The 22,439-nt window shown below is 36.4% G+C and carries 19 protein-coding genes; 9 read left to right on the top strand and 10 right to left on the bottom strand.

Annotation, left to right across the window (positions count from 1 at the left end; translation table 11 throughout):
* Positions 1-9: 9 nt before the first annotated feature.
* Entirely contained in the window at positions 10-1,122 is a 1,113-nt protein-coding gene (locus AB9L17_RS01875) for a mandelate racemase/muconate lactonizing enzyme family protein (protein ID WP_223554662.1), read from the bottom strand.
* An 83-nt stretch (positions 1,123-1,205) separates the two neighbouring features.
* Between AB9L17_RS01875 and AB9L17_RS01870 the strand changes: the two genes are divergently transcribed.
* A complete protein-coding gene (locus AB9L17_RS01870; RefSeq protein ID WP_068985931.1) occupies positions 1,206-2,447 on the top strand; it encodes a hypothetical protein in 1,242 nt (413 codons plus the stop codon).
* Positions 2,448-2,565: 118 nt separating this feature from the next.
* On the opposite strand, the gene nhaC is transcribed toward AB9L17_RS01870, so the two are convergent.
* From nhaC to AB9L17_RS01825, 9 genes are all read right to left on the bottom strand, one after another.
* The gene (nhaC, locus tag AB9L17_RS01865; RefSeq protein WP_068985930.1) at positions 2,566-4,011 is read right to left on the bottom strand and encodes a Na+/H+ antiporter NhaC; all 1,446 of its coding nucleotides are present in this window, start codon (positions 4,009-4,011) and stop codon (positions 2,566-2,568) included.
* A gap of 278 nt (positions 4,012-4,289) precedes the next feature.
* On the bottom strand, positions 4,290-5,399 hold the full coding sequence (locus AB9L17_RS01860; RefSeq protein WP_223554667.1) for an amidohydrolase: 1,110 nt from the start codon (positions 5,397-5,399) through the stop codon (positions 4,290-4,292).
* 239 nt (positions 5,400-5,638) lie between these two features.
* Entirely contained in the window at positions 5,639-5,782 is a 144-nt protein-coding gene (locus AB9L17_RS01855; protein ID WP_175401799.1) for a hypothetical protein, read from the bottom strand.
* Positions 5,783-6,087: 305 nt separating this feature from the next.
* A complete protein-coding gene (locus AB9L17_RS01850; protein WP_223554669.1) occupies positions 6,088-6,237 on the bottom strand; it encodes a hypothetical protein in 150 nt (49 codons plus the stop codon).
* Positions 6,238-6,740: 503 nt separating this feature from the next.
* Complete coding sequence (locus tag AB9L17_RS01845) at positions 6,741-8,780, bottom strand: TRAP transporter permease (protein WP_375199964.1); 2,040 nt, start codon at positions 8,778-8,780, stop codon at positions 6,741-6,743.
* Positions 8,777-9,292 (bottom strand): DUF1850 domain-containing protein, encoded by a 516-nt coding sequence (locus AB9L17_RS01840; RefSeq protein ID WP_375199963.1) that lies wholly within the window; start codon positions 9,290-9,292, stop codon positions 8,777-8,779. Before AB9L17_RS01840 ends, AB9L17_RS01845 begins: the two co-directional genes overlap by 4 nt.
* A gap of 207 nt (positions 9,293-9,499) precedes the next feature.
* Positions 9,500-10,480 carry a TAXI family TRAP transporter solute-binding subunit gene (locus tag AB9L17_RS01835; protein WP_139114473.1) on the bottom strand — a complete coding sequence of 327 codons (981 nt, stop codon included), beginning with the start codon at positions 10,478-10,480 and terminating at the stop codon, positions 9,500-9,502.
* Between the two features lie 399 nt (positions 10,481-10,879).
* The gene (locus AB9L17_RS01830; RefSeq protein WP_068985925.1) at positions 10,880-11,431 is read right to left on the bottom strand and encodes a superoxide dismutase family protein; all 552 of its coding nucleotides are present in this window, start codon (positions 11,429-11,431) and stop codon (positions 10,880-10,882) included.
* A gap of 187 nt (positions 11,432-11,618) precedes the next feature.
* A complete protein-coding gene (locus AB9L17_RS01825) occupies positions 11,619-12,428 on the bottom strand; it encodes a 3D domain-containing protein (protein WP_068985924.1) in 810 nt (269 codons plus the stop codon).
* Between the two features lie 297 nt (positions 12,429-12,725).
* Between AB9L17_RS01825 and AB9L17_RS01820 the strand changes: the two genes are divergently transcribed.
* From AB9L17_RS01820 to AB9L17_RS01785, 8 genes are all read left to right on the top strand, one after another.
* Positions 12,726-12,890, top strand: a complete 165-nt coding sequence (locus AB9L17_RS01820; protein WP_263297514.1) for a polyribonucleotide nucleotidyltransferase — start codon at positions 12,726-12,728, stop codon at positions 12,888-12,890.
* A 70-nt stretch (positions 12,891-12,960) separates the two neighbouring features.
* Positions 12,961-14,082 carry a response regulator gene (locus tag AB9L17_RS01815; protein WP_223554767.1) on the top strand — a complete coding sequence of 374 codons (1,122 nt, stop codon included), beginning with the start codon at positions 12,961-12,963 and terminating at the stop codon, positions 14,080-14,082.
* Between the two features lie 317 nt (positions 14,083-14,399).
* Positions 14,400-17,441, top strand: coding sequence for an ATP-binding protein (locus AB9L17_RS01810; protein WP_223554671.1), 3,042 nt, complete (start codon positions 14,400-14,402; stop codon positions 17,439-17,441).
* Positions 17,442-17,812: 371 nt separating this feature from the next.
* Positions 17,813-18,040, top strand: a complete 228-nt coding sequence (locus tag AB9L17_RS01805; RefSeq protein WP_223554675.1) for a hypothetical protein — start codon at positions 17,813-17,815, stop codon at positions 18,038-18,040.
* 15 nt (positions 18,041-18,055) lie between these two features.
* The gene (locus tag AB9L17_RS01800; protein ID WP_068985920.1) at positions 18,056-18,745 is read left to right on the top strand and encodes a response regulator transcription factor; all 690 of its coding nucleotides are present in this window, start codon (positions 18,056-18,058) and stop codon (positions 18,743-18,745) included.
* The gene (locus AB9L17_RS01795; protein WP_223554677.1) at positions 18,742-19,722 is read left to right on the top strand and encodes a sensor histidine kinase; all 981 of its coding nucleotides are present in this window, start codon (positions 18,742-18,744) and stop codon (positions 19,720-19,722) included. Before AB9L17_RS01800 ends, AB9L17_RS01795 begins: the two co-directional genes overlap by 4 nt.
* Positions 19,723-19,830: 108 nt before the next feature.
* Positions 19,831-20,592, top strand: a complete 762-nt coding sequence (locus AB9L17_RS01790) for an ABC transporter ATP-binding protein (protein ID WP_068985918.1) — start codon at positions 19,831-19,833, stop codon at positions 20,590-20,592.
* Positions 20,582-22,426: an FtsX-like permease family protein gene (locus tag AB9L17_RS01785; RefSeq protein ID WP_223554679.1), complete on the top strand. Its 1,845-nt coding sequence runs from the start codon at positions 20,582-20,584 to the stop codon at positions 22,424-22,426. Before AB9L17_RS01790 ends, AB9L17_RS01785 begins: the two co-directional genes overlap by 11 nt.
* Positions 22,427-22,439 lie beyond the last annotated feature (13 nt).

The following is a 22,439-nucleotide window of genomic DNA, read 5'->3' as shown; positions in this document are numbered from 1 at the left end:
ACCGTCTCCTTAGGCTGTTACAATCGTCGAGAATTTACATAACTCTTTTAGAATCTCTTCATCTACATCAACACCTAATCCTGGTTTTTCATTTAGGCAGATAAATGGAACATCATAGTGTAAGTTCCCAACATCCTTAGAGAATTTTAGCGGACCTGTTAATTCTACACTTGTCATTATTTTTTTAGAGAATGCTACATGGAAACCAGCTGCTGAGCCAACTGATGATTCTACCATTGAACCAATCTGACATTCAATGCCTGCCATTTCAGCCATAACTGCTAACTTCATAGCAGGATAAATGCCGCCGCATTTCATTAATTTAATGTTGACTTTATCTGCAGCACGCTTTGCAATAATTTCACGCATTTCGCGAACACCGCGAAGCCCTTCATCAATCATTAAGGTAACATCTGATTTTGACTTCACTTCTACCATTCCATCAATATCTTCACTATCTACTGGCTGCTCTAACCAATCGATATTTAAATCCTTTAATGCACGTAAGCCCTGTAATGTAGTAGAGGCATTACCCCATCCTTGATTGACATCTACTCGAATTGCGATGTCTTCGCCTACACGCTCACGCACAGCTTTGATGCGAGCAACATCACGCGTAACCTCTGTTCCTACCTTCATTTTAAAAGATTGGTAGCCCATCTCTACTCGACTAGCCGCCTCATCAGCCATAGCATCTGGTTCTCCGATGCTTAGTACATGTGTAATAGGGAACTTTTCATGATAGCGTCCGCCTAGCAGTTGATATACTGGAACCTGTAGCGCTTTACCAGCAATATCGAAGCAAGCAATATCAAGCGCTGCTTTCGCTGCAGGCACATCCTTCACAATTTTATTCATTTTATCGTGAAGTCTTTCAAAGGCCAGTGGATTTTCTCCAATGATGGCGGGAGCGAGCTGATTCTGTAATACAGCATACGTGCTCTCCCATGTCTCCCCTGTTACATGCTCATCTGGTACTGCTTCACCATAGCCTACAATCCCTGTATCTGTCGTAACCTTCAAAATAATAGAAGGCATTGTATTATATGTAGCATAACTGATGATAAATGGATCAATAAGTGGTAAATGAATGGCGAAAATTTCTACTTGTTGGATTTTCATTTATATCTATCTCCTATATAATAAAGTTGTCGTTAATACGTCGCTAATTATTAAAAAAATAATAGAGAAAAGGAACATTGCCTATGTCTACTAAAATAGCGGTTATCTGCTCTAAAGCATTTATGGAACGTATAAATAGTATCGCACAAAACATTGAGAATATTCAATTAGAATTTTATCTTTACAATCAACCTACCGAGGCACCCGTTTTGTTAAAGGAAATTAAACCATGTGATGCCTTGTTATTCGGAGGAACGTTGCCCTATTTACATACCCAATCCGCACTATCAGCAATGCCAATACCTTGGAATTATATAAAACAAGATGAGACAACTATTTCCACAACGTTATTATCGCTTATAGCAAATCATGCAGTACCTTTAAATAGAATTTCCATTGATGTTATGAATCCAGCTATTGTAGAAAATGTTCTAACAGAAATAGAGTATCGTGGTCCAAAACCATATATCCAGCCTATTTCTATTACGAAACCTACTCAATCTATATTGCAGCACCATATAGCTTTATGGGAAGCTAACAGCATTGATTTTATCATAACAAGTATTCATAGTGTGTTTGATGAATTACAAGCCCTTCAAATACCTGCAATGCGCATGCTAGATGCCACTAACTCCATTATTCAATGCTTAGAAGAAACGAAATCCCGATCACTTCTAACAAAATCTGAATCTGTTAAAGCTGTTGTCGGACTATTACAGGCTCCTGAGAATAAACCTATAGACGCTAACATGTTAACACAAATCACTGCAGCTACGCATTCAACCTATAAACAAATTACAGCTTACTCTTTTGAGCTTTATACGACGGCTGGACATTTGCAAAGGGCGCTTGAAAAAGAAAATTTACAGAACTTATTACAGCAAACTAGCTATCCCTTTAAGTTAGCATTTGGTTACGGTCACTCCATTTTGGAGGCTCATCAACACGCTAAGAACGCATTATCATTTGCTAAACCGTGTGAAATTTATATACTAGATGAACATAAAAACTTACTAGGTCCCTTCCCGAATTCAGAAGCAAGACTAGCTTTAAAAACTGATGATCCCTATGTTTTACAAATGGCAAAGCAAACAAGCTTAAGTCCATTAAATATCTCTAAAATCATTAACTTTAGCAGAGAGCGACAATCAGCTCAATTTACATCACATAATCTTGCCGAATACTTACAAGTTACACGCCGTACAACAGAGCGCATTATCAAAAAATTAGTGGATAACGGCTATGCTAGAGTAGTCGGTGAAGAAATGACTCATCAGCAAGGCCGCCCACGCACAATCTATGAATTAAACTTTGCAACCTATTAACATATAAAAAATATCGTTCTACTTCTAAAGCTAGAAAATCGAAAAGTTCTCGCAGATGCTTTTGCATCCGCGAGACCCTTATTAACTATCAGAAAAGAGCGGAATTTTAGTTTCTACATTAGTCAGCCATGACCATATTAGCTTCATTCACTTCTTGCTCTTTTTTACGCTTTTCTGCCTCTTTTATTTCTTCAGGTGTCAGCTTAACAATCGCAAACCCTACATATGCATAAATAATTGAAATGATCGGTACCAAGAAGTTAATGATTGCATATGGCGCATATTCAATCGCGCTTACACCTAATGTTGCTAAAATAAAGACTCCGCAAGTATTCCACGGGAAGAACACAGAAGTTAAAGTTCCCCCATCCTCTAACGCTCTAGATAAGTTCTTCGAATGCAGGCCACGCTCTTGATAAACATTCGCAAACATACGTGATGGAACAACAATTGAAATATACTGCTCAGAACATGTAGCATTTGTTGTAATACATGCAGCAATCGTTGAAGCAACTAGGCTTCCTGTAGATTTAGCAAACTTCACAATAACATTCATAAGTGACTTTAACATGCCGGAATATTCTAACACCCCACCGAATGTCATAGCCACAATCGTCATTGAAACCGTATTCATCATTGAATCTAAACCACCACGGTTAAATAACTCGTCCACCATTTCATTGCCAGTTGAAATAACAAATCCTTCTTGTAAAGCATGTACAGCCATTGCAGGAGTGCCACCTTGCACGAAGATTTGTAGTAAGAATCCTGAGATAATTCCAACAATTAAAGCTGGAATTGCAGGTACTTTTTTTGCTACCAATACAATTACACCAACTGGTACAAGCAATAGCCACGGAGAAATAACAAAGCTGTCCTCCATTACTTGTAGTGTTGTTAAAATACTTTCTGATTTCATTGAGATATCCGCAAAGCTTCTTCCCATAATTCCAAATGCTACGATAGCAATGACCAAAGCCGGAATTGTCGTATAAAGCATATGCTTAATATGTTCAAATAAGTCGGTACCTGTTAAACCTGCCGCGAGATTAGTAGTATCCGATAACGGTGACATCTTATCACCAAAATATGAACCCGAAATAACTGCTCCAGCAATCATTGGTGCAGGGATTCCCATACTTAACCCAATACCCATACCAGCAACACCAATTGTTGCCATCGTTGACCATGAACTACCAATCGCCAGTGAAACAATTGAACACAACAGCATGATTGTCACTAAGAACCAAGCTGGGGAAATTAATTTTAAACCAAAATAAATCATTGTAGCTACGACACCGCCACCAATCCAAGCACCAATTGTCAAACCTACTAAAATAATGATGACAATTGCAGGTAAAGCTAGGCGTATCCCCTTATACATCATTTCTTCAATTTCTAACCACTTAAATCCATGTAATTTGGCAACAATTGCCGCTACAGTTGTTCCAATAATTAGTGGCACGTGAGGACTTTGCTCTAACACAACTACTGTTATAAGCATAGCTATAATCATTATTGCAAAAGTTAGAAGTGCCCAACCAGCACTGATTTCCTTTTTCATCGTCCCATCCCCTTTTTTGCACCCATTCCCTTTTAAAATTTTCTAAGGCGCAAATATTTTTTTACGATTTTTAGCTTAATATTCAAAAAATTAAAAGTCAACGCAAAAAATTTATGCTTCTCGAGCAATTTCTCCTTTTTTAGCGTAAAAAAACGCTTTCAAATAGCTATTACAAACAATGCAAACCCACGTATATTCATGCATTTCGACAAAAAAGCAAAATAAAAAGGGGTTAAATCAAAAGAATTTTAATCTTTTGATTTAACTCCCACACATAGTTATTCTGGTTTTTTTTCTAATACACAAGCAAGTACATTTGCAGCATCTATTAATGCACTACGTTCAAAAGACATTTTTGGATGGTGTAATCCTGGTGCCAAATTAGCACCAATACCAATCATCGTCGCTTTTAATTCCGGTTTTTTAACCGTATAGAAATGGAAATCATCACTTCCAGGAGTTGTAATTTCTTCAGCAAGGCGTTCTTCACCTAACGTCTCGACAATGGCATTTTTAGCCATACGTGCTGCAACTGGAGAAACCTCAGCACCAGGTGTAAAATCAATCCATTGCCAATCCATATCAATCTCAAACTGCTGTTGAATCGATTTTAAGCCAAATTCAATACGGCTACGAAGTAATTCTAATTGATCATTACGTTGTGCACGGATATCCATCGAGAAGCTCGCAGTACCCGGAATAATATTTGTACTACCTCCATCTGCAACAATTTTCGTTAACTTTGCCGAATGTGGCTCAAATGGTGATAGATGAATACTGTGCAGCATTTGTTGCACTGCCATAATAACATCAATTGCATTTTTCCCTTGATGAGGTCTAGCACCATGGGCATCAGTACCTTTAATTGTTCCATCTAAAAAATATGCCGCACCATGATGAATAGCAGGCGAAACCTTGCCAAGCGGTAGTTCTTCAATCGGTCTTAGATGAACACCAAATAAATGCGATACGCCATCGACAGCTCCACGCTCAAAGGCTGCACAAGCACCATTACCAAGTTCTTCAGCAGGCTGGAAAATAAAACGGACACGATGTTGTAATGGTCGATCTTTCAGCTGTAATAAAGCACCTAATACCATTGTGATATTAGCATCATGCCCACATGAGTGATTAGCTTGCCATTCCCCGTCCACTTCTTGCCACAATGCATCTATATCAGCACGTACCGCAACAATTTCATCTCCTGAACCAATTTCAGCAATTAGCCCTGTAACATCGCCTAACAAACGATACGATACGTTTAACTCATCTAAAATCGACGCAATCTTTTTCGTTGTTTCAAACTCCTTCCAGCTGACCTCTGGGTATTTATGAAAATGTTCAAACCATTGATAAATTGTCTCTTCTAATGTAACCGCATTTGACATAATTACACCTCTATACGCATTTTTGATTCCCATTATACAGGAAACCATTTCACAAAAGTATATATGGAATTAGACCTAGACAAAAGGAATAAATAAGATATATTATTAACATAATTTCAAACAGTAATTTTTTATCAACTAAACAGACAATATAAAAAAGTGATTTAAAATATGTAAAAAAAAGCAAAGGACTGTGTTAAAAGTTTTTTCCACCTTTAGCACAGCCCATCAAATAAATATTATAAACTTGTAAAAAAGCCTTCTGGATATTCTTCATAATACACCCGTGTAGTTTGCTCCTCATTTTTTTCCTCTTCCATAGTTAACTCCAATTCCTGATCCATTAAATATGTTTCAAACTTTGAATTGAACAACTTTTTCATGTAATCACCTCTCCTTTTGATTTAATTGAATTTTCTGATATTTTAATTATACAGTAGTTATTTTAAAAAAATCAATAAATAATGCTTTATATGCATAAAAAGTATAAAAACAATCTACTTTTTAGATTAAAGCTTGAGGTTTATCAAAAAAAGAGATGTATCAAATTACTTTTATTAAAAGTCGTGCAAATGCTTACATTTATTTGCAAGTAGTTGGTTTTATATAATGTCACACATTAACAATAAGGTAAATGTAAGTGCACTGCCTAATCATCAACTTCGAGCAAGAGGCTCATCGCAATCATTTATAACGTCATGCACCAGCAAAACGGATCACTTCCACCACAATGAGGGCAACATCCCCCTGTATAAGTAACTCTAATTTGATCTGAATGCAGTACATAATAATCAGTAATTGGTTCGACCCCAGGGATCACGATCCCGCCTGGAATCACCGGCAATTTAACCTCCCGCACTGTCATTTCCGACCACTTTCCGCTCCAGGAACAAATACTGCACTTTAATATCTCTCCTGAAAAGTTCGGAGCATTTTGGATGACAATAATACATTCTCTACTATAGGTATTACAATTAGGACAATCGTGTACTTTCATAAATCTCCACCTCTCATCAAATACAAAACCTATCACCTTTCACGTACATTTAATAATGTTCTTTCGTTAATCCAATGTCAAAAAAGGAATTTCACAATAGGAAAATCCTTTTTAAAAGCTGCGTTTACTTGCCCAAGCTCCTTGCATTTTACTTAGGAATACAATTTGCCCAATATGCGGCGTGTTGTAGATAGCTCACTTAAAAAGAAAAAAAGATCTGCTCGTTTCTGCAGCTTGTAAGTTAAGCAAATTCCTTGTAGACATTACAAGGCATGCACTTACTAACTCAGAAAATGAGCAGATTCTTAATATTACGTCGGACCTAAGCACTTTTTACCTCTTACCTAAGCTATAGCACTCGTTTTACCATTTTGATTGTCATCACTGTCCCCTTTATATTGTGTTACATATTGAATGACAAACATCACAATAAAGATTGCTAAACCAGCCCAATCCGAGAATTTTTCTGGATAGATAAGTAGTAGACCAGCTGCAATAGAAATAATACGTTCAAACCACAGCATTTTGCGATACCAGTAACCTATTACTCCTGCACCAATAGCTACCATTCCTGTAACGGCCGTGAATACTACCCATAAAATTTGCGGAACAGTTGTATCTATCATTAGTAACGCTGGAGAGAACACAATCATATAAGGAATGATAAACGCAGCAATAGCAAGTTTCGCTGAGTTTACACCCGTTTTAATAGGATCTCCACCGGAAATGCCTGAAGCCGCAAAAGCAGCAAGTGCCACTGGCGGTGTTATATCGGCGATAATACCAAAATAGAACACGAAGAAATGTGCCGATAATAAAACAACTACTGGTACTAGTTCCTGTGGTGTATTCGGCGCTAATAATGCTACGATTGCTGGAGCAGCAATTGTTGACGTAATTACATAGTTTGCTGTTGTCGGAGCCCCCATTCCTAAAATTAGGGAGGCAATCATAACAAAAATCAGTGTTAATATAATACTACCGCCTGCTAATTCTACTAAACTATTAGCTAAACTTAAGCCTAAACCTGTTTTTACAACTACACCTACGATAATACCTGCACAAGCCGTTGCTGCTACTACCCCAAGTGCTGTACGAGCACCTTCAACTAATGCATCAATAATATCCATTGGTTTTAAACGCGTTTCTTTATCAAACATGGCAACACCAATAGAAATAAGAATACCGTATAGTGCAGCATGCATTACTGGTGTACCCGTTAACATTAAAACGATGATTGCGATAATCGGCAATAGAAGGTAAATTTTCTTAAATACCTCTCGACGATTTGGCATTTGATCTTCACGTAAGCCTCTTAACCCTACACGTTTTGCTTCGAAGTGAGTCATAATCCAAATACCTGTAAAATATAACAGTGCAGGTATCGCAGCCGCCTTGGCAATATCCCAATACGTTATTCCGCGCCCGATAAACTCAACCATTAAAAACGCTGCGGCCCCCATAATCGGCGGCATTAACTGTCCACCTGTAGAAGCAGCCGCTTCAACTGCACCCGCGAACTCTTTACGGTACCCAAGCTTTTTCATCATCGGAATTGTATATGATCCCGATGTTACTACATTCGCTACCGAGCTTCCTGAAATCATACCTTGAAGCGCACTAGAAAATACCGCTACTTTTGCTGGACCACCAATTAATTTACCCGCAAGAGCTACAGCTAGATCATTAAAATATTGACCAACACCTGTTTTGACAAGGAATGCCCCAAAAAGTAAAAACACAAAAATAAATGTGGCCGAAACACTAATTGGCGTTCCAAAGATACCATCCGTCGTAAAATACATGAGATTAACAATACTCTCGAAATCTTGCCCTCTATGTGCCATAAATGCCGGGAAATACGGTCCAAAATATGCATAAATTAAGAAACATATAGCAATGATTGTAATTGGTAATCCTACTGCACGGCGAGCTGCCTCAAGTACCAATACAACAGCTATTGAACCAACGATAAAATCCATTTGTGTAATGGTACCATTACTGTTAATCAGCTCTGTATAATTCATCGTCCAATACGAGCCTACTACAATAGATAATATCGCTAAAATATAATCGAACCATGCGATTTTATGCTTTGCTGCTTTTTTTCGAGCTGGGAATAGCAAGAAAATAAGGGTCAAACCAAAACCCAAATGGATCGTACGCTGGATTTGCGCTGGAAATTGACCAAAAATGGCTGTATATAGTTGGAACAATGAAAATGCTAGTAGTCCAAAGAAAATGACATGTTTCATAATGCCTGATATGTTTCGTACATTCGATTCAATATCATATTTCTCAAGTATTGCTTGTTGCTCTTCAGCCGATATTTGTTCGAATTCTTCATTTTTTACTTCGTTATTTGATTTATGCTGAGTCGTCATTTCATCCTTACTCCTTTCCATTGTTCATAAAGCGATATACGCTTCACCTCAAATAAATAGGATTTTCCCCTTTGTAAATTTCTTTTTAAATCATATTCGTACTGCTCGTAACCTAATACAAGATCTAAGTCCAAATCGGCTATATAGATCGTAAAATTTTCAATGACTTCGTTATCGAACTGCAAAAAATATTTACCATCTCGTTTTGTTAATGTTTGATTTTCCTCTGCATAGCTCGGCATGCCAATCGCTAAATCCTCATACTCCATCCCTAACATTTGAATACGTGTTCCATCTACGCATTGATAATGTTCAAGTACATCCGATTTATGGATGGAATGGGTGTATCTAATTTGAAATGTATCCTCAGTTTTCAATGGTATATAGTGCACTATTGGATGATCTATGCGCGTTTCAGTAAATGCGAATACCTTTTGAAGAGGAAGAAAAATGACCATACTGAAGATTAAACATAAAAAAACTAAAACAATGATTAATTTCCTCTTTCGCATTACATCTATTCCCCCACTTAAAAAGCTATTCGCTATCGTTCACGACTTAACAGGAAGAAAAGAGGCCCGAAGCTTTACGCAATCCGAGCCCCTTCGTATTTCATAACGTGAGGTTGATTTCCGCTGCAGATTTTTCACTTCACCACAAGCAAGATTCAAGCACTACCCGCAGCAACCACTTCTTTTAATTAAACTCCGAATGTTCTGTTATTTATTTTCATCAAAGTATTTTTGAGCACCTGGGTGAACATCAATACTAATACCCTCTAAACCTGTCTTCGCATTGATAAACTCACCTTTAGCGTGGGAAATTTTATCTGTGTTATCATAAATAGCTTTCGTCATCGAATAAACAACATCTTCCGGAAGATCTTTTTTCACCGCTAACATCGCAAGTACCGAAACTGTTTCAGTATCATTTGCAAGCCCATACGTACCAGCTTTTACTGTATCTTTTGCATAGTAAGGGTATTTAGCAATTAACTCATCTGCTTTACCAGCATCCATACCGATAATATTCACTTTAGTTGTTGCATTTAAAGCCTCAACAGCACCTGTTGGCGTACCCGCAGTAATAAACGCTGCATCAATTTGGCCTGATTGAAGACCGTCAGTAGACTCACCAAAATCAAGGTTTTGTGCTTTGATATCATCCATTTTTAAACCATGAATTTCAAGTAATTGTTCAGCATTTGCGTAAGTCCCAGAACCTGGCGCACCTACGGATACCTTTTTCCCTTTTAAATCAGCATAAGTTTTAATACCTGACGCTTCAGTCGTTACTAATTGTACTGTTTCTGGATAAAGTGCACCTAGAGCAGCAATTGAGTCAATTTTTTTACCCTCAAACATCATTGTTCCTTCAGTAGCGTAATAAGCAATGTCTGATTGTACAAAAGCAATTTCACCTTTACCTTCTTGTAATGCAGTCATGTTGGCTGCAGATGCTTGAGATACTTCAGCAGTTGTTTTAATGTCTGTTTCTTTAGAAATTAAATCAGCAAATGTTCCACCTAATGCATAGTAAGTACCTTGTGTCCCACCTGTTAATAAGTTTAAAAATTTTGGCTTCTCAGATGCTGTCGAATCTCCCTTATCTGTGTCCTTAGAACCCGTTCCACATGCAGCTAAAATCAATAGCGCAAAGGCACTTAATAGCATTAATAGCCTGAATTGTTTTTTCTTCAAAGTAACCTTCCCCCTTTGGTTAAAAATAAGAATCTACTTAAAATTATCAAACACAGTATAATAATGTCAATAAATTTATAGTAAATTCAGTCTTTTATAATTATACAATTCTATAAAACGACAATTATTTACGAATTTCAACAATTACTTATTTACACCATTTTTATCTATCCAATACTATAAAATTCTTTTTCTAACAAAATAAAATTAGTTACAAAATGTATGAAAATTGCATGTCGAATTATAAAAAAAGACCACTCACTTCTTCTTTTTGGCTTATTACCATAACGTGCGGTTGATTTCCGTTCCAACTGAGGGCGTCCTATGAGCCGATTTCTAACCACTAAAAAAAGACTGCATCTAAAGTGATTTACTTCAGATACAGTCGATTCATTTTCCTTATTGAATAGCACCACAAGCAATTCTAGCACCAGAATTACCAGCAGGATCTGATTTATAATCGTCCTCTGACTCATGGATGACTAATGAAGTACCTTTTCCACCCAATAATGAATTTGCAGCATTTTTATCTAATGTTAGCCCTTCCGCTAAGAAATTCATATCTACACTACCATCTTCACCAACTTCTAAATTCGGAAGATCTCCCATATGATAGCCTTTAGGATTATCCTTCCCATGCTCTTTACTCGTTGGATTAAAATGTGGACCTGCTGATTCAAACGTTGGTGGTTCACACTTCCCAACTGAATGAATATGAATGCCGTGCGTTCCGGATGGCAATCCTGATAGCGCGAGTGTCACCCTGACCCCATTATCCTCTTCCTGAAAGTATGCATTTCCATAGCTTTCATTATTTTTTCCTATTACTTTCGCGGTTGCAGTTTGTGCTGAATTTGCGTTAACTTCCACTTTTTTCTCCTTCTTTTCGAAGAAATTACAACCACCGACAAATACTAATAAGGAAATGATTATTAAACTCATTTTTTTCATAAAAATACCTCCTCTATTTCTGATGGTTGCCAACAATCCTCCTACTTATGCAATTTTGATTGGAATTTTGTGAATCATTGGAAAAGCAGTAAATTTAGCAACCTGTAAACTATAGAGATTAGCATTTCGGTGACTGTTATAAATAAAAAGGATATCTCCAAGTCAGCGAGACATCCCTTTCCATACATTAATTCAAAATTTTAACAGTAACTGTTTTAACACCCCACTGGCGAGCTTGTCCCTCAGTAGGAATAAACACATCAATTTTATTACCTTTTATTGCTCCGCCCGTGTCTGCTGCGACTGCCTCGCCATAACCTTCAACCCAAACCCTAGTACCAAGAGGAATAACACGTGGGTCTACCGCAATTACCTTCAAGTTCGGATTAGATCTTATATCTGTTCCATTCGCTGTAATCCCCGAACATCCCTCACAATACGCTGTATAAGCAGTCGCTCGCATTGTTAGCGTTTGGCCTGTCGCATTTGCTGGAGCACTTACTTGTTTTGTACTTGATTTTGTTGCTGGTTTTGTATTCGATGTCGTTACTTGCTTTGTATTGGAAGCTGTTGCTACCTTTTTAGTTTCGCTCACAGTAGTTTTAGGCTTTGCTGCTGATGCTTTGGTAGCTAACAATTCGCCTACATAAATCACATCAGAAGTAAGGTTATTCCATTCTTTTAACTTTTCCACTGATACACCATTTTCACGTGCAATTGAAAATAATGTATCCCCATGCACAATGTGATGTTGGTCTTTCGATGATTTTTCATTTTTCGTGTCATCTACATTTGATTTTTTCCCTAAATTAAACCATTTCGGATCTATTTCGTCTAGTAGCCCTATTTCTCCTACAGCTAATTCGTATATCTTCGAGATCCCCCATAACGGGTCAATTGGTATAACATTGAGTTTGTCCTCAGCAGATGACGGACTTGCAAACAAACTTAAACCCAATGTCAATGTTACAGCTAAAGCTAATGCTCGTTTCTTCATATTTCGTAATACCTCCATATTTTATAATTTTGCAATCTGCTGCTAGCTCACTAGAGTTAGGCTCTTTTATGCAAGCAATGCTAGAGAATGCAATTAATCACTCAGGACAATGGACCTGATATTACGAATTATTTCTATAAAAACGGAAAAATATACAATATCAATCATTTTTTTAGTAAATCAAATAGTTTCATGGAAAAATACCCATAATTTTTTTTGCAACTTTTATACGTTGGAAAATCAATATTTTTAACCGATAATATGTTAATGAAGGAATATAGGGTGGAAATTCCAATAATGTCTTCTCAGATTATAGAGCTACAACAAACTGTACAAATGACTGTTATGCAAAGTGCACTCAATCTAGATATGGTAGCTGCTGTCGACTTACTAGAAGATCTGCCTCAACAGCAAGTGGCCGCACATCTGTATAAAGGGTCAGTTATTGATATTTCACTTTAACCAATTTCACTTTAAGTTTCTTCAATTCAAGTTAATTAATATTTGAAAGTTGGTGCCCTTTTTGATTCGAGTGATAGTAATGGACGATGAGCCATTAGCTCTTGTAAACATGGAGAAAAAGTTGAAGGAATTTAATTCACTAGAGGTCATTAGATCCTTTACAAATGTAAAAGATTTGCTTGCAGAGGGTCCTAGCTTGGATTTTCAAGTAGCATTTTTAGATATTGAAATGCCTGGTATGAACGGTTTAGCAATCGCAAAACTATTAAAAGAATGGAACAAAAATATCTATATTGTATTTGTCACTGCGTATCGAGACTATGCTGTCCAAGCATTTGAAATTAACTCCCTTGACTATTTATTAAAGCCTATTTCAAAAGCTCGTCTAGAGACAACTATTAATAGAATCCAAGAACTCCCCCACCTAGAAAAAAATTCGACTCCTATACGAATACAGCATAAACCTACACTAAAGATACAATGTTTTGGAGGATTCGTTGTCTTACATGATGACAAAGCCATCCATTGGAGAACGGTTAAAACAAAAGAATTATTTGCCTTTCTTTTTTCCAATCTTAATAGCCATGTACCTCGTGATACAGTCCTCGATGCATTATGGGCAGAGACAGACTATAAAAAGGCAAGAGTGCAATTACATACAACAGTCTCTTATCTACGCACTACACTTTCTACATTAGGCTATGTAGAAGTCATACAGTATGCAAATGGCTGCTATATTTTACAACTAGAGGATTTTCAATGTGACGCTCATAACTTAGAGCATATTTTAAATAGTAAAATGGAGACCGGAAAGCTTGATATAAAGAAGGCTGAGGCACTAATACAAAACTATCAGGGTGAATATATGGCCACATTAGATTATCCTTGGGTTACTAGTAAGGCAAATTTCATGAATACCCAATTTACTCTTCTACTTCATGATTTAGTAGAGCATTATACAGCAATAAAGGACGTAAAAAACCTAGAGCATATATTACTTATAACACTCGAGCATAATCCATATTCCGATAAAGCTATCCAACAGCTAATGAAACACTATATCGACGTGGATAATCGAGCAAGTGCTGTAAAAGTTTACAATACATTTAGAAGTACTTTGGTAGCTGATCTCGATATTTTACCAGAGCACGAAACAACTGAGCTATTTAACGCTATATCAGTAGAAGTATAAATTGCCAGGTGTGTTGAGTAATCCTTTTTATACACTCGGATTAATTTGAAGAGGCTGATTTCCGCTAGTGCTCCTGTCGCTTCTCTTTCGTCGCAGAGCAAAGCTTACCGCAGGAAAGCGAGTAGCCCGTAATAAACCTATTTCTTCCTAACCATCACGCCTGATAAATTACAATAAAGATCAAATCAAAGACATACTCAGGCCATCCACAAAAGGCATCGAGACAGTTCTCTCTCGATGCCTTTTTATCTTTTTTCTGTCTTCACGGCATGGTAAATATAGTCCTTCTAATATAAAAGGAAATCCCGGAGGTCCTTATGTCACTGTTAAAAAAAGCGACAATTCGACATTCACTTTTCATTATCTTAATTTTTATAGTTCTTACTATCCTTCGTTTACTATGGTTAGCATACTTTCTCCCTTTGAGTAATCAACCGATTGCTCAAGAAGGTGTATTTGACATTCGTGATCAGCCGCTAACCGATAAAGAAATGCTTCACTTAAATGGTGAATGGCTCTACTATCCTGGGTCATTAATAGACCCTTTAAACACAGACAATAACCAATATCCTCGATTATTCGAGCAAACTATCCGAACGATACCTACGCGAAATTCTGAGGCAACGACACAACGATATGGTACATACCGTTTAAAAATTTTACTCAATGAAAATGCCCCCAAAGATAATCGTTATGCCATTCGAATTCCTGCAGTATCAACTGCTTCAACATTATATATTAATGGGGAGCTAGCTGGTCAGTCAGGAAAAGTCGCTACTGATTCAAATAATCATAAAGGGCAAGCCGCTCCATACACTGTATATTTTACGAATGAGCAACCTGAAATTGACTTAATTTTACATGTATCAAATTTTGATACACCAGCAAGTCCTATCATTGCTAAACGAGTTCTATTTAGCTCTGCACCAGCTATGGTACATCACGAAATAATTACTGAGATATCTCTTTCTACTATTTCAGTCATGCTCGTATTGTTCGCACTCTTTAGTATTCTTGTGTTCCTATTCATCTATCGGAAGCCAATTGTATTACTTTTCACAGTAGGTTTTCTTTTACCATTAACCGATGAATTAATTACCTATGATCGATCGATACTTGCCTGGCTACATCTTGATTATGTATGGTCATTTAAATTATCTTCTATCATCTATCTCGGTTCTTCTTTTTTCTTTGTTCAATTTTTGCGTATTTTACTAGTGAAATATCGTAATGCTAAATGCTTACAGTGGATCTTTGCTATCTATGTCCTTGGAGCATTTTTAACTGTCGTTTTACCGATTGATTGGTTATACACATTAAATCCTCTTTTCTTCATACTTTATGGCGTTTCATTTTTATATGTAGCAGCACTCGCTTTAAAAGAGTATCTTGAAAATCAAAAACAAAGTTCCGTTTTTATTGCCCTGACGGCTCTTGGTTCAACAAATGGAATTATATGGGGATTCATCAAATCCATTTATGTCTTTGATATACCCGTTTATCCATTAGACTATTTATTTATCATGCTTGGTTTTTCAGGTTATTGGTTTAAACATTTTTTTGAAAATAAAGAGCAAATTAATCAATTGATTGCTAAATTACAAACGGACGATGAATTAAAGGACGAATTTTTATCCAGTAGTTCACAAAAGCTATGGGATCCCATGAATAAAATGATTACCTTAGGACAGACCATTTATGAAAATCCAAACAATAAGCTTGCCGCTGATGATAAACAAAACCTAAAGCTGTTAATTGATATTGGGAGAAGCATGTCCTTTACATTAAATGACATACTTGATTTTACTCGTTTAAAGGACGGTAATTTACATCTCAATAAAAAAAACGTCAGCATTCAAGGTGTCATTTATGGTGTTTTCGATATGTTACGCTTTATAACAAATGGAAAGCAAATTCAAATGAATTCTACCATTTCTAAAACATTTCCTAATGTAGTGGCCGATGAAAACCGATTGATTCAAATTCTTTTTAATTTTTTATACAACGCCATTAAATATACAAATGCTTGTTCTATAGAAATCAGTGCACATATAGATAATAGTCTGGTTGTAATCCATATTCGTGACACTGGATTAGGAATGGATGATGAGATCCAAAGTCGTCTTTTTTCCCCTTACGAACAAGGAACTGATAACGACGATCAAATCGGTCTCGGGTTATTAGTTTCAAAGAAGCTTATCGAATTACACGGAGGGACTTTGCAAATACATTCCGTTCCTAACAAAGGCTCAGATGTCTATTTCACATTACCATTAGCAGAGGAAAGTTTAAATGAGGAGCAATCCTACATAGAGCAAGAAGATATATTTTCTCATGTTGAAGGAAATACGTCTTTAAAGACAGTGGAAAAACAATTTAAAATTTTAATGGTTGATGATGATCCTATAAACTTAACCATTATGCGTAGTTTATTTGCAACAACAGCATATGCGGTTACCACTGTTACTAGCAGTGAAAAGGCATTAAAAGCATTACAGCAAGAGGATTGGGATTTAGTCATTGTTGATGCGATGCTCCCTTATATTTCTGGCTATGCATTAATTGAAATTATTCGAGAGCATTACTCATTACTTGAATTACCGATCTTATTGCTAACAGCACGTAATAATCCTGAAGATGTTTATACTGGTTTTGTTCGTGGAGCTAATGATTATGTTACAAAGCCCATTAATTCTCTTGAGCTAAAAGTAAGGAGCAAAGCCTTAATCGATTTAAAATATAGCATCAATCAACGACTACATTTGGAAACAGCTTGGCTTCAAGCTCAAATACAGCCACATTTTTTATTTAATACATTAAATACAATTGCATCACTTAGTACGATTGATACAGATCGGATGATTGACTTAATGCATCATTTTGGTGAATATCTACATGCAAGCTTTGATGTGCGGAATCTACAACGAGTAGTACCACTTAAGGATGAACTAGAGCTAGTGCGCTCATTTCTCTATATTGAACAGCAACGCTTTGGGGAATTGTTAAACATCGAATGGGATATCGATGAAATTATAAACATTGAAATTCCCCCTATCTCCTTACAAACTTTAGTAGAAAATGCAATTCGTCATGGTGTCTTAAAACAGGAACAAGGTGGAACCGTTTGTATCCGCATAAAGGATTTCCCAGATTATGTAGCAGTAAGTATTATAGACGATGGCGTTGGGATAGATCAAAGTAAATTAGAGGAGCTACATTCAGGTAGTTATTCAACAAGCTGTGGCGTAGGATTACGTAATACTGATTTACGTCTTAAGAGGATTTACGGACAGCGATTACAAATACAAAGCATCCTAAATGAAGGAACAAATGTCACCTTCCACATTCCAAAAAATTAATTGGCCCATTCATGATTATCAAAGAGCCATCACCTTCTCAATTGAGTTTGTAGTGGCTCTTCTCTATTATTTCAAGATACAATTACTATATATATGAAAATATTTATAGCTCATCACCAAAAGTTTAGATGACATTTTAAAACGTATGCCATGTATATAAATTGATTGGAGTGGAGACTGGGCGACTCCTCGGGGATCAGCGATAGAGGAACGAAGGCTAAAACCATCACGTCCTGTGATAACGCCTTCGTAACCAACATCATGCTGCTGTCGCTTCGCTTTCGCGCAAAAAACATCGTGCTGCTGTCGCTTCGCTTTCGCGCAAAAAACATCGTGCTGCTGTCGCTTCGCTTTCGCGCAAAAAACATCTGTTGGCCGCCCGAGACCCTGGAGCGCAAGCGAAGCTGCTCATCGGACGCCCCCAGGAAGCTTTGCTCTGTGCGAAAGTGCAACGACAGCAACAATGTTTTATCTGTGCGAAAGTGCAACGACAGCAGCAACAAAGCGCCCAGTCGGAACGGAAATCAACCCCACGTTATAATTATGAGCCGTATTTATGGATTCTTAAATATCAGGGTACATTAAAAGTATATAAATAAAGAAAGGTCGATACTATGTACAAAATATACATAATAGAGGACGATACTACTATTTCAAAGCTTATTGCCGAGCATTTATCGAAATATCAATTTGCATGCTACACTGTCCAACAATTTAATCGTATAGTAGAAGAATTTCAAGCTATTCAACCCCATCTAGTAGTCATGGATATTAACCTCCCAACTTATGATGGGTACTTCTGGTCACGCAAAATCCGCCAGCTGTCAACATGCCCCATTATCATTGTATCAGCGCGTGTGAATGATATCGACCAAGTGTATGGTATTGAAAATGGTGCAGATGATTTTATTACAAAGCCCTTCTCGCTAGATGTATTTATGGCAAAAGTGAATGGCCTTATTCGTCGTACATATGGAGAGTATGCTTCCTCCGATTCTAATTCTATAACAATTACCAATACTACATTAAATCCAGATACTGTTCGGCTTCATACTGAGGAACACGAGAGCCTGTTAACGTTAAAAGAGATGCAGCTTAGCAAGTTACTATTTGAAGCTTACCCAAATGTTGTATCTCGCCAAAAGTTGTTAAGTGCTATTTGGGATGATGAATCCTTCGTTGAAGAAAACACTTTATCTGTTAATATTGGTCGGCTCCGCAAAAAGTTTGAAGCTATTCAATCCTGTTTAGAAATTAAAACAATTCGTGGACTTGGCTATCAATTAGTGGAGGCAGAAGAATGAAGCTTTTCTTTCGAGATCATGTAAGTGTAATTATTCTTTATTGTGTAAGCTTCCTATTATTACCTTGGATTATTCATACATTGGATGATTTATCATCACACTATTTTTATTTTATCTTTCTCGTTAGCTTTCTATTTATTATTTGGCTAATTGGTCGTTATTATCGTAGAAAAAAGCTCTATGCTCATTTACAGAAAGGCATATTAACAAGCGATGACCTCCATCTGTATGAACCACAGGCAATGATTGAGCAAGCCTATAGCCAAAAACTACGACAAATGCAATATCTGCACTTAACACAACAGCAAATTTTAGAGGAGCAAGGAAAAGAAAAGCAGCTTGTCCTTTCACATTTTGCTCATCAAATGAAGACCCCATTGTCGGTCATTCAACTGATTATTCAATCTGATGCAAATAGTCAATCCGAGCACTGGCAAACTATTAATAAAGAATGTGATAAGCTGACCTTTACCCTCAACCAGCTGCTAACTTATGAACGCACATCCAATCTAGTAGCTGATTTAAAAATAGAGGCACTCTCATTAAAAGAGATTATTCAGGAGGTCATTAACGAGTTAAAGGATTATTTTATTGCCAAAGTGGTTTTCCCAAAAGTGATACTTGCTGAAAATAATATTATTTATTCAGATCGGAAATGGTTAAAAATCGTGCTTTATCAAATCATCAATAATGCCATTAAATACGGTGAGTCTGAAAGTTCCATTCAAATTAGTTATGACGAAGCTATTTTAAAAATTAAAAACTGCGGAGATACGATTCCCGATAGCGAAATTTCACGTGTCTTTGATCTTTTTTATACAGGTGTAAAAGGAAGAACGAGCGGTGAAGCAACAGGTATAGGCTTATATTTGGTTAAAAAGATTTTGACTGCACTAGAGCACCCTTTTACCTTACAGTCCCACGAACGCTTCACTACCTTTTCTATAGACTTTTCAAATAGCGTGAAAAAATCATGAGTATTATATGACAACTTTGTCATATTGACGTCATATAGCCAAATAGGTAAAATGCTGCTCCTTCTTTATACTTAAGCTATTCAATCGAAGTAAGGGAGTTGTTCAAAGTTGGGAAACTCAATTCTACAAGTAACCAATCTACAAAAAGAATATATCGGAGAAATCACATATAAGGCTTTGAATGGTATAGATTTTAAACTTGGTGAGAACGAATTCGTGGCCGTTATGGGGCCTTCTGGAAGTGGTAAAACTACATTTTTAAATAGCGTATCAACAATCGATCGCCCTACTGCTGGTGAAATTCTTATAAATGGCAGAAATCCTTATTCATTAGATGATGAGGAGCTTGCAAAATTCCGCCGTTCAGAATTAGGCTTTGTCTTTCAAGATTTTAACCTTGTACACACATTAACAGTGAAAGAAAATATTTTATTGCCACTAACTCTGGATAGTTTACCTGCCAATAAAATGCATCAACGACTTACACATATATCTCAATTTCTTGGCATTGAGGAGCTTCTTCCAAAACGAATTTATGAAATTTCTGGTGGACAAAAACAACGTGTAGCTATTGCACGTGCGGTTATTCATGAACCGAGTTTATTGTTAGCCGATGAACCTACAGGAAATCTCGATTCAAAGGCAGTAAATGATGTCATGAACTTATTTAGTTCTATTCATACCGAACTGAAAACGGCCATTTTAATGGTGACGCATGACCCTTATGTAGCAAGCTTCGCAAATCGTATTATATTCATTAAAGATGGTAAATTATATAACGAAATTCATCGTGGCAATAACCGTAAACAATTTTACCAGGAAATCATGGACACGCTTGCTTTTTTAGGTGGTGGACAACATGAGCTTTAATCATATCGTTGTACAAAATATTTTACGTGACAAATGGACATACGTTTCTTATTTCCTTAGCAGTATGTTTTCTATCATTATTTTCTTTTTATTTACAGTTATCGCTTTTCATCCCAGTCTTAATAGTATGGACCCAGGCTCAACACTTGGCATTTCATTAATGTTGGCGAGTATGCTCGTCTATTTATTTTCATTTATTTTCATTGCGTACTCCATAATGGCGTTTTTGAAGAAAAAAACAAAAACACTAGGCATCTTTATGATTACCGGTGCATCCATGAAACAAATTCGTACACTAGTTTTTCGTGAAAATATTCTTATTGGTGTAATGGCGATTATTGCAGCAATTATTCTTGGGCTTGTCATTACACCGCTCTTCTTAATGGGTGCCAAGGCTGTGTTAAAAGCAGAAACTTTCGGCATGTATATTCCGATTAAAGCAATCGTTTTAACTGTTGGTTTATTCCTTGTATTATTTGTTGTTATTTCAAAAATAATGACAAGATTTATTAATAAAGAAGCGTCAATTCAGCTTTTAAAAAGTGATATTGTCATCGAAAAATCGATAAATTCTCATTATCTTTTATTAATTATTAGTATTACTATTTCCACCACTTTAGCCTATTTATTAAAAATTGATCATGATATTGTAGTTAGCTTTGGTATTCTTTACTACATCGTGTTTTTCGCGAGTATTCTTTCTACAATTTATCTAATCATCTCACAAGGAATGTGCTTCCTGCTAAAAATCTTTGAGAAATCGCCAGCCTATATGCGGAAAACAAATATGTTACTGGCTTCCAACCTCAATGCAAAAATGAAGTCGCACGCAAATATGCTATTTTTAATAACGATTTTAATAAGCGGTGTATTTTTATGTACAAGCATTTTATTTAGCTCCTACTATAATGTTGCAAAGGACAGCGAAGCGAACTATCCCTATAGCTTTCAATACATCGCAGATCCTAAGGCTGATGCAAGCATGGTAAAAGCTGATGTTGAATATCTTGAAAAACAATTATCTACAGTGGATTCGCAAAAATACTTTATTGAATTTAAATCGAATGAAGATAAACGACTTGGTTATATGTCAGTTTCAAACTATAATCTGTTAAAAAATCAAACCGTTAGCTTAAATAACAATGAATTTATAGCTGTCGCTGGTAATCATAAACTAGCACCAATAACGAATATTGATGAAGACCATTATCTTAAGCATTTAAAGCTGGCGTCTGTAGATGAGAGAAACTTATTATCCACTGGGTTCCAGCAAACATATTTTATTGTACCCGATCTTCTTTATAATAGTATCGACTATCCTGTTTATAAAACTTATATATTTGAGCTCGACAATTGGACAACGCATACAGAACTTGCGAGAAAAATTACTGAGGATCTCCCAACTATATCTCAGCAACGGTATGTAGCTTCAAAAATCGACTTATATGACTCAGAACTGTTTGTAAAAAGTGTCATGTTCTTTATCGGCTCTATGTTGAGTTTGATTTTCTTAAGTGCCGCTATGAGTATACTCTACTTCTATTTACAAACGACACTTCTCCAGGAAAAAGAAAAGTATTTAGGCATACGGAAGCTTGGTTTATCCAAAAAAGAGTTATTCACTGTAGTTTCTAAGGAGCTAGCAATCCTCATATTTGTGCCATTTGCGATAGCGATTACGATGTTGTTTGTTACTTTATTTGCTATGCGAACAATGGTTTCAACCACATTTTTAAAAGTCTCTTTGATGAGTTCTGTATGTTTCTTTATCCTGTTCTTCGTTAGTTACTTATTTATTCGTAAAAACTACTTTAAACGTTTACTTAGCAATTGAAAAAAAATTCGCA

The sequence above is a fragment of the Lysinibacillus sp. RS11 genome (genome assembly GCF_042019215.1).
GTDB lineage: Bacteria > Bacillota > Bacilli > Bacillales_A > Planococcaceae > Lysinibacillus > Lysinibacillus xylanilyticus_A.
The sequence above is the reverse complement of the archived record's forward strand: the minus strand, read 5'-3'. Positions and strand labels throughout refer to the sequence as shown.